This is a genomic window from Streptomyces sp. AM25 (genome assembly GCF_058146165.1).
On the sequence record NZ_JBKIWN010000024.1, the window covers coordinates 79,521 to 93,759 of the forward strand.

Consider the following 14,239-nt stretch of genomic DNA (forward strand, 5'->3'; position numbering starts at 1 on the left):
TTTTTCATGCCCAACGCAAGGAGATTGCATGGCTGTTGCTCAGACAGTTCTCGACACCGCTCGCGGTGAGGTCGGCTACCAGGAAGGCTACGAAGGCGGCCACTGGAACAACGAGCAGAAGTACTCGGGTGAGGTGCCCGAGCTCACCTGGAGCGACGGAGAACCGTGGTGCTCCACCTTCGTCTCGTGGATTTTCCGCCAGGCCGGAGCCGGCGACCTCGCCCCGGTAACTGCCTCGTGCTTTGAGGGGGTTTCCTGGTTCGAGGACCGCGACCGATTCTCCGAGTACCCGGCTGTCGGTGCCGTCGTCTACTTCGGATCCGGTGGCGGTAGCCACGTCGGGATCGTCACCTCGTACACGGACGACACCATTTACACGGTCGAGGGAAACACCAACGACTCCGGCTCCGCTGAGGGCGATGGCGTCTACCGCAAGGCCCGTTCCCGCAAGTCGTCCTACGTCTACGGATACGGCTACCCGGACTACCCCGAGGGCATCGTCGTAGCCGACCCGGCATGGAAGGGCCGAGATGGAGTGACCTTTTTCGCTCACGAGGCGTCGGAGGACGACCTTCCCTCCGGTAGCGGTTCCCGGCCGAGCACCCCGTCCTCCGGGCAGGTGATGATTGACGGCCTGGCGTACGGCCCGGGTGCAAAGGGCTGGCACATCACGGCCCTTGGCCGGATGCTCGCCGCCGCAGGCTGCTCCGCGTACGAAGAGGGCCCGGGTCCGGTGTGGACGTCGGCCGACAAGGAGTCGGTGCGCCGATATCAGATCAAGATCGGTGACCGGGGTTCGGACGCTGACGGCCTTCCGGGCAAGCTCCAGCTCGCCCGCCTGAAGCGCGACTTCGGCTGGGCGGCGGCGTAATGGCATCCATACCGAAAAGGGGTCGGCACCGCGGGCCGGCCGCGGCCTACCCGATTCTGGAACTGGCACGCGAGCACCCGGCACGCCTGTACAGCATCGCCGCCGCAGCCGTGCCCCTCGTTGCCCTCTACGTGCACGGCCTCCCACAGGAAGCCATTCTTGGCCTGGTGGCCGCACTCCTGGGCGCGGGCGAGTTCACACAGCGTGTGGAGAACTCGAAGACCGCGGAGGCGTTCGAGCTGCTGGCCCGAGCAGCTGCGCGTAAGACTCCCTGACGCCGAAGAGCAGCTGCACCCCCTACTTTCGTCGGGGCGCGAATACAGCATTTCGGTGGTTGAGGTGGGTGCTGGGGAATGTGAGGCTCGTGACTGTACATACCCACCCGTGAGCTTTCGCATTCGGGCGAAAGAAAGGTGATCGTTCGATGAAACTCTCTCTCAATGCGTCCCGGTACGTCACAGGCGCACTGTCAACGGCAATCCTCGCAGCAGGGGCCGTCACCTTCACGCCGTCGGTCGCGCAGGCCGACAATGCGAAACTTTACGGGGGTTACGTACTGAAAATCCAGGGCGGCGGCTGCATCACACCTTCAGTGACGGTGAATGGAAATACCGAAACAAGGAGCATGAAAGCCAGCAGTGACTGTACTGCCAGTCAGGCCGTATGGCACATCTGGTCCCAGAACGGGAAGAGTTTTCTGAGTGCCTTCACAGGAGAGCACCGTATCTACTTCTACGCACTGGGTGCCGATTCTATCCCTCTCGACAGGAACGACAATCCTGGCTTTAATCTGGGCTTTGGCACAGACGGCCAGGTGGAGCTTTACGACGATTCGACCAACTCGGCCCACGAGTGGCTTAACTGGTCGGACAATCACCTCCACCTCGGCGAAAAGAGTAAGACTAACGTCACCCTCGAGAACCTTAAGGGCGAGAAGGCTATCCAGGGCAAGGATTACCCGTCCCCCGTCCCGATCCAGGTGCTCCCTAAGCCCCACATTTCGGCCAACTGCCATTGGGGGACGCTCGGCACTCCCAGTACCACCTGGTTCAAGTCGATCGACGTGGACGCCCCCCAGCTCCCTGACGGATATGCACTCCCTGAGGGCACCCGCATCGTAGTTGCCTCGCAGAACCAGGATGTGCTGCTGAATTACCCTGTACTACCCACGCAGTGGACCCCCAACACGATGATCCCTCCGAGCTTTAAGACCATGCTGGGGTGGTCTGTGTGGAAGACATTCGATGATGATGCCCGCACGAACGGCGATGGCACCAAATACGTCAGGTTCGAGGACGGCGGCAAGGACGCCGACGCGCACAAGCACGACGGTTCGGGCGGCTTTTCGGAGTCTCTCGACAATTATCACGTGTTTTTCGTTAGCCCAGAGGGTTACCGGTCGGAACCCGCCAAGGCGGAGCTGCGGAACCACGACTGGGCCGAATGCACCAGCGACGTGAAGGACAACGGCGACATTCGTCCTTCGGTGCCGCCGAAGCCCCAGCCCTGACGCTTCAGACAGGAGTTCGTGGCGTCGGGTGCGCCGCTACTACAACCGGCGCACCCGGGCCTGTCTGAATCTGGGCGGAAACTCGGTAGCTGCCTATCCGACTCGCCAACTAACTAACTCCGAAATGAACTGTCGATAGCCTGAAGCCCCGCCCATCCATTTGGATGTGCGGGGCTTTTCTCTCGTTCCAGAACAATCAGGCGTTGTCAGGGTCGTGACGCTCGACGATGGCGCCCAGGTCGATCCCCTCGATCATGGCCTTGAAATCGAGATCGCCTCTGTCATCGACCGGGTATCCGTCGAATTCGCCGTCGTCCGGGTGGGCCGGGCCGATGAACTCGTCACCGCACAGGCTGACGCCGGGCGGCAGCGCCTCGTTGATCGCATCGCGGTATTCGCGCTTGATCAGGTCGAGGGCGCCGGACTCTTCGAGGAGGGTCTGCCACTCAGGGGTTCCGCCGCTGATGAGGTCGAGAACATCTGAATCGGGGCTGCTGCGATAGGTATCGACACGGCTGCACCAAGTGCCATAGGTCGTCGTGGTGGTCACCAAAGCTCCTTTTCCGTATCTCACCCTGTCATCCAGCACCGGGCCTGTTGCCCTGCTTGCGAGGCGGTATCGGGCCCGGCGCCAGGGTCTCTCACAGTGAGACGGGTGTCATGGTAGCGATTGCTTGTGCGGGTGGGAGGGCTCTTCTGCGATGCGGGTTACAGCACGGTGAGGAAGACGTTCTTCGGGGCGGCGGGCTTGGGCTTCCTCACCGGCCGGGCCGCGGGGCGGGGCGCCGGGGCAGGACGGGCCGGTGCGGGACGGGGCTCGGGCTTCGGGCGGTTCACCGCCAACTCACTTACCGGGGCGGGACGTTTTTTCTGCACGGGGGTGGCCGGCTGCGGGGCCGGGGTCTTCTTTGACCGCTGCCGGAGCTGTTCGGCGATCTCGTCGCTGAACGTGTAGTAGGTCGTGGCGCGGCCGGTGGCCCCTTCCTGAACCACGATGGTCTTCATGCCGGGCAGGGCCCTGACGGCATCGGCCCGCAGCTTCACGTACGGCAGGAGCTGGGTTCCGGTGGCCATGCCACTGTGCTGCGCGAGGATGTCACGGACCTTGTCCAGGTCGCTGCGCGGCTGGCGCTTGGCCTTCCGTGCTGCGGCCTTGCGGACGATACGGACGGCGTCCTGCACGGAGCGGCGGACGAGGGTGAAGGCGGCGTTCAGCATGTCCTCGGTGATGGTCTCGGAGCATTCGGAGGCGGCCAGGCAGGCAGCGGTGCGCAGGGTGTGTTCTGCTGTCCGCTCGATGAACACGGCCTCGTCCTCGGGCAGGGTTTCGCTGAGGATGCGGGCGTACCGGCGCACGAGCCGCCACAGCGGGCGGGCCTCGGGCGCGAGGGCGATGTGACGGGGGCGTGCAGTTGCCCACGCGTACGCATCGGTGAGGGCGTCGTCGTCGAGCGCGGGCAGGGGTGCCTCGTCGTCGTCCAGCATGGGCACCGCGCCGAGCAGGAAGGGCAGGACGCGGTTGTACGAGCCGCCTGCCGCGTCGGACAGTGCGACGTAGGTGGCCCAGTCGGACGGCGTGATGTGGGCGTGCAGCACAAGCGCCGGGTTGCGGACTTCCTGCGCTTCTTCCTTGGTGGTGTTGCGCAGGGTGGCGCCGTCCCAGGCGAGGCGGAGTTTGGTGGTGTACGACGGGTCACGCTTCGCCCGCTTGAGTACCTCCGACCATTCCTCCTCCAGCACCAGGGCCCGCACGTCGCGGCCCGCTTCGGTGTCCTCGGTGGCGCCCTGCTGCTGCCACAGGTGGTTGACCAGGCTCGCCCCCGAACTGAGCGAGGAGGTGGTGTGCGTCGCCAGGAACCGGTTCAGCGCCTCGCCGACGACATGGTCAGCGGCCCATCGCGCGGTGCCTTTGCCGCGGGAGGACTTGCCCACGATGGCGGACCACAGCAGGACGGGCCTGTCATTGCCGCGGGATGCCACCGTGACCGTGCCGCTGATCGCAGCCGACCACATCGACAGGGCGGACACGTAGATGCCGAGCGGATCAGTTTCGGCGAACGGGGCGACGGCGCGGACCGCGCGGCCGATCGGCCCGTAGAAAACCGGGGTAGTCACAGGGTTCTTCAATCTGTCGGAGCTTGTAGGGTTGGCGCGGGACGGGCGCGCTTGCCTCGCGCCCGTCCCGCCAGATCAAGCGGCCTGGAGTTGCTGTTCGCGGGCCTCCTCGTAGGCGACCCGCACGTGTTGCGGCAGGCGTCCGCGGTCCTTCAGCTCGAAGCCGTTCTCTCTGCCCCACTTGCGGATGCAGTCGGTCTTCTCCCGCTCGGTCAGGCCGGAGTGCACGGCCTTGACGGGCTCGGGCAGCGGGTCACCACCGACGAACTCACCAGAGCACACCGCGTCTTTAAACCGTCCGGGCTCGGTGACGTCCATGCAGGGGATGCCGCGTTCGCGTGCGTCGCGCAGCTTGGTCGCGTTCTTCTCCGCGCCGACTCCGCACAGGATCAGCACGGTGGAGTCCTTGGCCCTGCCCGCAATGTCGAAGCCTGCGTTGCGCAGAGCCTCGCGTGCCTCGTCCCAGTCATAGCCGGGCACTTCACCGGAGAGCATCACCGACGGGCGTTCCTGGCCGTCCTGTTCCTGGGCCTCGACGGTGGTCTCATCCTCCGCCTGCTCCTCGTCGTCCTGGTACTCCTCGACGGATTCCTCCACCGGGTGGCCGGCTGCCGCCTCGTCCGGGATTTCTGCCGTGTCGGCGACGGCTTCGCCGGGCTCGCCGAGCGCGCCCACCAGTAGCGCGCTGAACTCCTCGGCGTGCTCGGACCACACGGCCCACTCACGGCCACCGAGCGTCAGCGTCTGCGACTGGGCATCGAGCAGCGCCGCGAACCGGTCCACGTGCTCGGGGCACAGGCCCCACTCCCGCTCGCCGAGTGACAGCGTCGTGGTGGCGTCGACCTCCGACCCGTCCCGCGCGATGTGCGCGGCGCACAGGGCCGCTGCGACCGGCTCGGGCACGGTGGTCTGCACGGCCGGGGGCTGCTGCTCATTCAGGTCGACCGGGGGGCGGTAGGAGACGCTGGTGCGAGCAGGCTTCTGCAGGCGGGCACGCACGGTCTTGGCCACCTGCTGACCCGTGGCACGGGCTCGCGCAGCCACGGGCGGCAGCGTCTCCCGCACATACCGGACCGCCTTCTTGCGAGCGCCCGCGAGCCGCTGCCGGGCCGGGCCCGCCTGACGCAGCCGACGGCCGAGCGTCTTCTTCACGGGCTCGCGCACCGTGTTCTCCTGCACCTTGTTCTCCTGGTTCTGCGTCGTGCCGACGAGTTCAAATTCCTGCGGGGCCGAGCCGGCCGCCGCCTGTGTCGGGATTGCTGCCGTGCCGACGGGCACCTCCGGCCTGAACGCCTCGCCCGCTCCGCAGATCACCCGCCACGCGGACGGATTGCCGCACGGGGCTGCCGACTCCTGCACCGAGTCCCGGTTACGGGTCCGCTGCTGCACCGTGCTGTTGGGGTCAATGACCACGGGGATTTCACGCTGGGCGTGACGCCACTCGACCGGCGCCCGTTTGCTCACCTCGTCCAGCACCACGAACGGGCCTACACGGTCGTAGCTGTTGCGGTCGGCGAGGGCATCGGCATCCGCAGTGCACGCCTCGCGGATGCCCTTCGGGTTGCGGATCGTGCCCGTACTCATGGCGGGGGCGTTGCGGTGGAAGTTGCCGATCTTGACCCCGCCGCAGTCGCACGCGAGGTAGTCACGCAGCATCCGTGCCACGCCCTCCGCGGCCACATAAAGCCACTTCGTTTCGCCGTCGCAGCCCGGCTGGTGGTACAGAAGCTGCTCTTCTTCGTCGTCCTCGACCGGCTCGGGTTCCGCCTGGTTCTCGTCCGTGTCGGCGGGCTCGGAATCCTCCACGGCCGAGCCGGCCGCCGCCTCGACCGGGATTTCTGCCATGTCGGCAGCCGAGACAGCATCGGCCGCCGCGCGCATCATCTCCGCCACCTCGGCCGCAGTACGGCCCTCGGCCACCCCCCACTCATCGACCGGGCGCCAGTAGCAGGCCCGCACCCCCGCCTGATTAGTGATCCTCGCGAGAGGCTGTCCGGTGATGTGCTCGGCGAGCAGGCGCAGCGCCTCGCGCTCCGCTGCCCAGATCGCATCGTGATCGTAGGTACGGCCCGCGGCGAACCGGCCCTGACCCGCGGCAACGGACACCGCGCCGCGGGGATGGCACGCCAGTGTCACCGTGCGGCCCGGCCCGTTGAACAGGCCCTGCCCTTGGTGCAGGCCGACGTTCTCGATATGGCAGGCGGCCCACCTGAGGACCTCCGGCGCAGTGTCCGCAACAACCACGCTGTTGGGGCTGTAGCGGACCACCGGTGCATCCCCGGACGGCTCCGCACGCGGCACCGCGGGCGCCGCCTCCGGCTCTGTCTGCTCCCATGTGCGCTCGGGCGTGATCCCGAGCTCGGCCAGCACGGCGTCATACGAGCCGGTGTCCCTGACGAACTCCCAGTCCTCACCCTCCTTGCCGGGGTCGGCCGTCCAGCACAGCATGCTGCGCCGCCCCGCGGTCCGATCGTCGGAGCACAGCCGCACGGCCTCGGCCCGGGTCATCCGCCACAGGACCCGCATCCGCGGCGGGGTGCTGTTCTTGCTCACGATGAGCACGGCCACCGGATCGGCCTGCCCGTCGTCCGGAACCCCCGCCGTGTCCGCAGGCGCGGCTACGTGGGAGGCACAGTGGCTTGCCCACACCTCTCGGGCCTCCTCGATCGTGCGCCGCCATGCGATGGTGCGCGAACGCCCCGGCTCCACAACCTCCGTCCAGTTCTGGCACTCACAGACGGTCCGGAACTGCCCGGCGTGATTGGACACCAGCGCCTGAACGATCCGCCCCCGGTACCCCGCCTCCTGGACGTCCACCCGCACGAGCGCATCCACCTGCACCTGCGTCACGACGCGCAGCCGGTTGGTCTGCTCCGAGAGAACCGAACCGTCCTGTGCGCTCACCGCCTCGGCCAGCCAATTGCCGTTCCGGTAAACCCGCTTCACGACCCGAGCGTGCGTCTGCTCGAAGAAGTCCTGCACCACCAGGTCACCAACCTTGACGGTCCGCCTCTTGGAGTCCACCGGCAGCTGCCACGCTTCAACCCCCTGCCGCAGCTGCTCTTGCACCTCGTCCACGACAACGGCCGACTCCTGCTCCGCTCCGTGCCCTTCGGCGTGCTCCAGAGCCGCGGCTATCGCCCGGTCACGCACCTCCACACGGCGCTGCAAGGCGGTACGGCCGGAACCCAGCGGCCCCGTGAGGCTCTGGACGTGATCGCACTGCGTACACGAGACCTGGTACTCATGCTCAAGGGCGCATGCCGTCCACTCGACCCGCACTGTGTCGGGCAGCACAGCCATCGCGCCGCCGCGGTCAGTCGGGTAGGGCCCGGCTTCCCCGTCACGGTGCCAGTTCGCCAATGCCACCGCGTCTTGCCGCGTCTCACACGTGCTCCCGGTACTGGGCGAGTCCCCGCGCACGATGATGTGACCGCCGACACCCGTGGACGGCTTCGGGCAGATGCCTTCTTCACTGTCGCAGAACGCCCACCACATGCCCTGGATTCGCGGGTTGCCATCGCTCACAGCCTGCTGGATCAGAACCGAGTCGTTGGCGGTCTCGTCCTGGTGCTCGGACTCCTCGGGGCTCTCCTCGTCCACCAACTCCGCATCCACCACGTCCACCGGCTCCGCCTCCGGCAGCGCGGGACGTGCCACGAACTCCGCCTCCTCTTCCCGCTCCAGGACGGCGACCGGCGCGTGAACCAGCGTCCCGGACCACTGCTCGTAGGAGACCGGGTTCCTGCCCCATGCCACCGCGGCTATCTGCTCCCCATCACCCCGGTCCCGGACCGACGTGACCACACCCGTAGTCCGGGTGTCCTCGTGCAGATGCGCGCGCGGGTGCCCGGAGCGGACCACATCGCCCACCGCGAACCGCTGGCCGTGCCGCTCCCACCCGTACTCAAGGGCAGGCTGTTCCTCCGTGGTCTCCAACTCCGCCGACGGGACCGCTTCCGGCTGCGGAACCGGGACGGGCACCAGGGCGCCCGGCGTGCGCTCCCCGCGCTTGACCACGTCCGCGAGGATCGCGCGCTTCATGGCCGGACGGCCCTGCACGTAGTTGCAGACCTCCTCACCACTCGCGATGTGATGGACCAGGTACTCACCCGCCAGACACTCAACCTGGTAGGTCTGCCCCAGGAGTTCGGCGCACTCCCCGTGCTTCGGGTCGCCCTTGAACGCAATGTCGCCGACCCTCGGGCCCTTGCCCCGGGTCACCTTCGGCCCTGTCTCCTTCGGGGAACCCTTCTTGGAGGGCGCCGACGACTGCGGCCCGGCCGCCATATAGACGCGCTCCTCCTCAGTCATGGGCGGCAGGGACGGCCTCCCCCACTCGGTCTTGACGGCCGACATCCACGACGCCAGCGGCGTCGCCACGCCAGGGCGGTTCGCGTACCAGCGAATAGTGCTCTCATCAGGCGCACCGAACCACCGGCCGACCATGTCACCCGACTCGTCAACGGTCAGATTGCACAGCGTCGCCAACCGACCACTCGTGAGCGCATCAGGCAGGTTCGTTGACGTGAACACCCGCCCATCAAAGGTGAAACGCCACCACGACTCGCCGATCTGCTCGCACTCGACCGGCGCACCCGACACAGCCTCATCCCAGAGAACCACCGGGCCCGACTCCACCTCCGCCTGCCGCGTGCCCGCGTCCGCCTGCTCCACGGGACCCTGCACCTGAGCCACCCCAGCGGCAACCTCCGGCCCGGTCTCGGCCTGCCGTACGTCGGCCGCCACACGGGCGAACGCCTCGCGGGACACTTCCGCCCGCTTCTGCTCCGCCCGCTTGGCCTCGAACGGCTTCGGGTCCTCGGCCACCGTGCGCCCGAAGTTCAGCGCCGGACCCACACCCTTGAACAGCCGACAGGCCACCCCAGCACCCTGGTAGGTGTACACGTCCACCCGGAACCGCTCCCCATCGTCCGAGTACGACAGGACAGCCTTCCCGTGCACGCCGTTGTACCGCGGCAACTCCGTATACCAGTCGCTCGAATCGGGCACATGCCAGCCATAGCCAGGGCTTGCCGTCGTCCCACCGTTCGCGCTCGATCTTCCGCTGCGCCTTGCCCACCAGAGCCAACCCACGCTCTACGGCGTCAGTGTCGATGTCTGGCACACCCGGAGCACACTCCTTGGCCGTGACCGGCTTGTCCGGGGTCTCCTCGATCACCTCGAACGTCACACCCTCCTCCGCCCACTTGGCAGCCACCTTCTCCGGCGCCATGCGCGAAGGAGTACGGAACGGCCCCTTGTCCAGCGTCGACCGCCACACAGGGGCGTCCTGCGTCTCCGCCTCCTTGACCCGCTGCGCCCACTCAGCCTCTGCGGCCTGACGCTTGCGGACGTACGCGAGCATGGCCGCCTCCGCTGAGTGCCGCGAACTCATCGCGCCGTGCTCCCACTTGACCCGCCGGTCCCACTCAGACGGCTTGGACCCGCGCGGCTCCTCCCGACTGATGAAGAACTTCCCGGTCTGCTCCAGCACCCAGAACCTCATGCCACGCCAGGACGCTGTCACCAGCCACGACAGGGCCCCGTTCTTGTGCCACTTCAGCGTGACCGGCTGTGCGTGATCGGCCATGTCCCTACTCACCTTCGAACCCCTGTCGCTCGTCGCCACGTCCACCAGGTCTCGCAGTCACTTGGGCTCGAACGACGAGCACTCGTTGCCCACCCCATCCACCACCCGACGCCCATCCCGTGACAGGCCGCACAGGCCCTCGTCAAAGCCCTCGTTGAACGCGTCCACAGACATCCGCTCAACCGCGTCCCGCTTGCCCGACGCACCCACCACGAAGCCAGCCGTCCCACACCCCACAGCCAGAACCACAGCCGCGAGAACCCCAGCCACCACACGACGACGCATCGACATACCCGCCCCAGGAATCCAGGCGCCCGACACCCAGCCGGACCGCACACGACGTTTTCTGTGGCGCTACAACCCCTCAGGGGGAGCGCCAGGAGCCTTAGTTCGTTAGCGGCCCGATCCCTCCAGAGCCGCCCTGCCCGGTCCATCACATTCAGCGAAATGAACCAACGCTCCATTTCCACCGGAGACCGAACCCAACACACCCCGAATTCAAGGTGATCCGCATCACAATCTTGAAATAGGCACCCGTCCAGACCCCTTATTCAAACCCCTCCAAAACCCACGTTTCCGCAGGTCAGAGCCCCTTCTTACACCCGGGGGTAATCCCTAGAAAGAATACGAAAGGACCCACCGGGGGTGCCTCTTTCGGAATGTGTACGGGTATCAAATTCCCGGGGAGAGGCGGTTTTTAGGGGGCCTGGAGCGCCAAAAGGCGGACTTGGTGGCCTCAAAGCGGGGTCCGAGGGCGGCTGATGGGCTGCCAGACGGCCGGCTTGGGGCTTGCGGGGGCCGTTTTGGGTGGTCAGGGACGCCGTTGGGCGCCTAACTAACGAACCGGGCCACGAATCAGACGTGTTCCCGGTCACGTTCTCAGAACCAGCGTCACGAGGGGGGTCGGATGACACATACATTATTTATGTCGGGGGTTATATATACCTGAGGGAGAACATGAGTTGGCCCCCTCCTGGGAGAGAGGGGGCCTGTCTCAGCTGTACATGGTTGGAGTCACTACTTGAGGACCACTCCGGGTGATGACTCGGTTGGTAGCTGCTGGTTGGGGCAGCCGGCCAAGGTCTTCTCCATGGCGTCTCGTTCGTCCGGGGTGACCCACAGCTTGTATTGCTCCTTCACGGCAATCTGCCGGGCCACATACGAGCAGTCGAAGGCCTTATTGGCGGGTAGCCAGTTCGCCGCGTCCTTGTCGCCCTTGGCCATGTTCGCCGGCCCGTCCGCCGCAATGAGGTTCAGGGGATCATTCGCGAGGGATTCGCGCCGGTCCTGGGAAAGTTGACGGGCCCCGGTCTGCCAGGCATCCGATAGGGCCACCATGTGGTCAATCTGGACCGCGGAGGACTTCGGCCCCCGCTCGAAATGAATAGCCCTGCCGGTGTAGGGATCGGCAAGGGTGCCGGAGGCGACCACGCATTTCGAGCCGGCCTGAAATTTCAGGTCCGTCAGGTCACGGTGGAGAATATCGTCGCGGGTGTCACACCCATTGTGCCCGCCGGGCGCATTCGTGTTGTCCGTCCAGGCGGGCCCGAAATCCTTGACCCTGTCGTAGCCCTCTTTCGATCCCGCTTTCTTCACCTAGAGGTGAGCCAGGGCTGTTTGGAGGGAGCCAGCCTTGGCGTCGTCGGATCCGGCTGCGGCTGCCGGAGTGGACGAGGAGGCCTTGGTGTCACCGCTGGACTGTCCCTGTGTTCCGCCTGAGCACCCGGCCGCGGTCGCGGCGACGAGCGCACCGGCAATAGTCACGGCGAACCTGCGCCGGCGAGGATGGGGCGTCATGTAGCTACGTCTACCCTCGCCCGACGCTCATCATGGATGTCACCACCCTAATGGGCGGCATTTGCCAAGGCCGTTGACATTTACCGATGTCCGGGATGTGACGGTGGCGTTCCGCTCAGTCCAACTCTGCAAGGGCGTCCACGAGCGTGCGCCCCTCCTGAGTTCCACGACGTAGCAGCAGCGCAGCTGCGGTATGCAGTTCGCCCCATGCATGAGGGCGCCCGATCTCTGACGCATCGTTGATGATGTCCAGTGCTGCGCCCAACGCTGCTTCTGCCTCGCCCACACCGGCGTATGCATGCGCGAGGCATGCCCCGTACCAAGCTCGATCGCGCCGAAAGGTCGGGGCAAAACCGGATAGGCCTGCCACCAAATTCTCAACGGCGCTTGCCCAGTCCTTCAGGTGCACATCCGCCATCCCCCTCTGCGCCGAGAACCATGACTCGCCATAGAAGTACAGCCAGGGTGGGGCATCGCGCGCATCCGCGATGATCTTCTGCGCTTCGTCCAACTTGCGGTATGCGCTCTCGGCGTCACCTTCGAGTGCATGCCCTCGTCCAGTCATCTGGATCGCCATGGCCCGTGTCGCCTCGCTCGCCCCAACGGTGACCGCTGCGGCCTCCCCGAGCCGAATGCACCTGCGACCCCTCTCCTTTGACCATGCCAGATGAGCCTTCATGCTCATGGTGGTAGCCGCCATATCGCCATGGCCAGCCTCCATTGCCCAGTCGTACGAACGGTCGAACCAACTGAGCGCCACGGGGGCGTTGTCTTGGTCCTGTGCCATCCACGCGAGGAACTGAGCGTACTCCGCCAGCAACTTGACCAAGCGGTCTGCAAGCGGCCCACGGGCTTGGTCATACAGGCCAGCTACACGCTCGAATTGCGCGGCCACAACCCCGTTCATGACCCGCGAGCCAAGTGTGTCCTCGGCCCTGCGATGGGAAGCAAGTAGGCCCTCCATCGCCTCCAAAGAGGCCACGTCCAGCCGCATGCCTTCGTCATGTACCTGCCGCAGCCGATCCGTTGCAGGGGACTCAACCACTTCGGGCAACACAAGCGATGGCGATGGAAGGTCCGCCTTTGCTGCCCCGAGCAGTTCACTTGGAATGCCCAGCCCATCGATGATCCGTTGTCGCACTTCGACCGAGGTCACCATGCGTCGTCGGTTCTCGATAGCCGAGACGTCGGGCTGCGACAGTCCAACGAGGGAGCCAAGTTTGCTCTGGTTGCTACGGGTCAGGGACCTCCAGGCCTTCAGCAGTGCTGGCCAGTCCTCGGCTGCTGCAGCAGCTCGTAACGCTGGATGTGCCCACATGTTCGGCTCCGACTCCATCCTCAAAATATACGGCGGCCATATATGACCCGGCAGTGGATCGGCTTGCCCGTCAAGCGACATGGTGAAGACACGCCCCGGGGCGTGTACCCCCTGGCAGCGGGCCGCGATCCACCGCGACGTGATGCACCCACAGCCCGCTGCATCCCTGTCGGAGAGGACCAAAACGGTGACCTATCGCAGAGGCCGGCTGCTTCACGGCGCAGACACCGGCCAGTCGGCTGGAAGCGCAGGCGTCCTTGGGCTGAGCCAGGTCACGGCTCGGAGCGGGCAAGGCGGAACCCTACGGCTGGAAAAGCCCCAGTCCCTGCAGAGCGGGTGTCGGATCGACGGCTTGGGCGAGGCGGACGACGGCCCTGATCTTCCCCCGGGAAGCATGCAGTTCCCCGCCTGCCGCTGTCGTCTGCACCGTGCCGGCCAGGGCAGGCTGGACGCGTCGGTCAGGCTGTCGGCGGCCGAGGCCGTGGAGGACCAGGTGCACACGGTGAACAGCCCGGGTGCACGCCGCGTCTTCCGGGCCGGCGCGTACATCGTGGAAGAGCGGTACCCGGGAGCGTCGTCGTGCTGACGTGTCCCGTTGTGTCCATGCCGCACTCGTCCGCCCAAGGGTCGGTGCACATGGTGGCCTGCCGGGAGTGTGCCCGGCTGATCCGCAAGCAGGACGCAGCCCTGCAAGGTGGCGACGTCAGCACCGCGAGGCGGTGCGACGTGGCGCTGACGGTCCACCTGCGTCACGCTCACCCGACACCGGAGCCGCCGCCGTGCCCCGCGCCGTTAAGCGGCACGTGGAGTACAAGATCCACACCGCCCTGGACACGTTGATGTACGGCAGTCGTTGCTTGGGATGTTCGTGGCAGACGACAGGCGCGTCAGAGCCTGAACCCGTGCAGGACGCGTGCATGAAGCACTCGGCGGTCTCCGGGCACAGGTCGTTCCGCATCTTCTGCGACGGCGTTGCGGTCGTGTTCCGGAAGGGGGCGTCGTGAGCCGGCGAGGGCGCGGGAGGTCTCGCTGGAA

Annotated in this window: 10 protein-coding genes; 5 read left to right on the plus strand and 5 right to left on the minus strand. The window is 66.4% G+C overall.

Annotated elements, in window-relative coordinates; all coding sequences use genetic code 11:
- Window positions 1-28: 28 nt before the first annotated feature.
- The 3 genes from ACLHRZ_RS28535 to ACLHRZ_RS28545 all read left to right on the plus strand — a co-directional run bounded on the left by ACLHRZ_RS28535 (window position 29) and on the right by ACLHRZ_RS28545 (window position 2,381).
- Window positions 29-871 carry a peptidoglycan-binding protein gene (locus ACLHRZ_RS28535; protein ID WP_490421425.1) on the plus strand — a complete coding sequence of 281 codons (843 nt, stop codon included), beginning with the start codon at window positions 29-31 and terminating at the stop codon, window positions 869-871.
- Window positions 871-1,146, plus strand: coding sequence for a hypothetical protein (locus tag ACLHRZ_RS28540; protein ID WP_490421426.1), 276 nt, complete (start codon window positions 871-873; stop codon window positions 1,144-1,146). Before ACLHRZ_RS28535 ends, ACLHRZ_RS28540 begins: the two co-directional genes overlap by 1 nt.
- A 149-nt stretch (window positions 1,147-1,295) precedes the next feature.
- Window positions 1,296-2,381: a hypothetical protein gene (locus ACLHRZ_RS28545; RefSeq protein ID WP_490421427.1), complete on the plus strand. Its 1,086-nt coding sequence runs from the start codon at window positions 1,296-1,298 to the stop codon at window positions 2,379-2,381.
- Between the two features lie 196 nt (window positions 2,382-2,577).
- Here ACLHRZ_RS28545 and ACLHRZ_RS28550 read toward each other — a convergent pair whose 3' ends face one another.
- The 5 genes from ACLHRZ_RS28550 to ACLHRZ_RS28570 form a co-directional block, all read right to left on the minus strand.
- Complete coding sequence (locus ACLHRZ_RS28550) at window positions 2,578-2,931, minus strand: hypothetical protein (RefSeq protein WP_490421428.1); 354 nt, start codon at window positions 2,929-2,931, stop codon at window positions 2,578-2,580.
- Between the two features lie 158 nt (window positions 2,932-3,089).
- Window positions 3,090-4,496, minus strand: a complete 1,407-nt coding sequence (locus ACLHRZ_RS28555; RefSeq protein ID WP_490421429.1) for a YfjI family protein — start codon at window positions 4,494-4,496, stop codon at window positions 3,090-3,092.
- A 75-nt stretch (window positions 4,497-4,571) separates the two neighbouring features.
- Window positions 4,572-9,509, minus strand: coding sequence for a DUF6197 family protein (locus tag ACLHRZ_RS28560; protein ID WP_490421430.1), 4,938 nt, complete (start codon window positions 9,507-9,509; stop codon window positions 4,572-4,574).
- Between the two features lie 1,597 nt (window positions 9,510-11,106).
- Window positions 11,107-11,685 carry an HNH endonuclease family protein gene (locus ACLHRZ_RS28565; protein WP_490421431.1) on the minus strand — a complete coding sequence of 193 codons (579 nt, stop codon included), beginning with the start codon at window positions 11,683-11,685 and terminating at the stop codon, window positions 11,107-11,109.
- A 316-nt stretch (window positions 11,686-12,001) separates the two neighbouring features.
- The gene (locus tag ACLHRZ_RS28570; RefSeq protein WP_490421432.1) at window positions 12,002-13,222 is read right to left on the minus strand and encodes a helix-turn-helix domain-containing protein; all 1,221 of its coding nucleotides are present in this window, start codon (window positions 13,220-13,222) and stop codon (window positions 12,002-12,004) included.
- 376 nt (window positions 13,223-13,598) lie between these two features.
- On the opposite strand from ACLHRZ_RS28570, the gene ACLHRZ_RS28575 reads away from it, so the two are divergent.
- Both ACLHRZ_RS28575 and ACLHRZ_RS28580 read left to right on the plus strand, forming a co-directional pair.
- Window positions 13,599-13,790 (plus strand): hypothetical protein, encoded by a 192-nt coding sequence (locus ACLHRZ_RS28575; RefSeq protein ID WP_490421433.1) that lies wholly within the window; start codon window positions 13,599-13,601, stop codon window positions 13,788-13,790.
- 193 nt (window positions 13,791-13,983) lie between these two features.
- Entirely contained in the window at window positions 13,984-14,208 is a 225-nt protein-coding gene (locus ACLHRZ_RS28580) for a DUF7848 domain-containing protein (protein ID WP_490421434.1), read from the plus strand.
- Window positions 14,209-14,239: the final 31 nt, after the last annotated feature.

Coding starts and splice junctions, on each gene's coding strand:
- ACLHRZ_RS28535 (WP_490421425.1), top strand. CDS start 29: ATGGCTGTTGCTCAGACAGTTCTCGACACCGCTCGCGGTGAGGTCGGC.
- ACLHRZ_RS28540 (WP_490421426.1), top strand. CDS start 871: ATGGCATCCATACCGAAAAGGGGTCGGCACCGCGGGCCGGCCGCGGCC.
- ACLHRZ_RS28545 (WP_490421427.1), top strand. CDS start 1,296: ATGAAACTCTCTCTCAATGCGTCCCGGTACGTCACAGGCGCACTGTCA.
- ACLHRZ_RS28570 (WP_490421432.1), bottom strand. CDS start 13,222: ATGGAGTCGGAGCCGAACATGTGGGCACATCCAGCGTTACGAGCTGCT.
- ACLHRZ_RS28575 (WP_490421433.1), top strand. CDS start 13,599: ATGCAGTTCCCCGCCTGCCGCTGTCGTCTGCACCGTGCCGGCCAGGGC.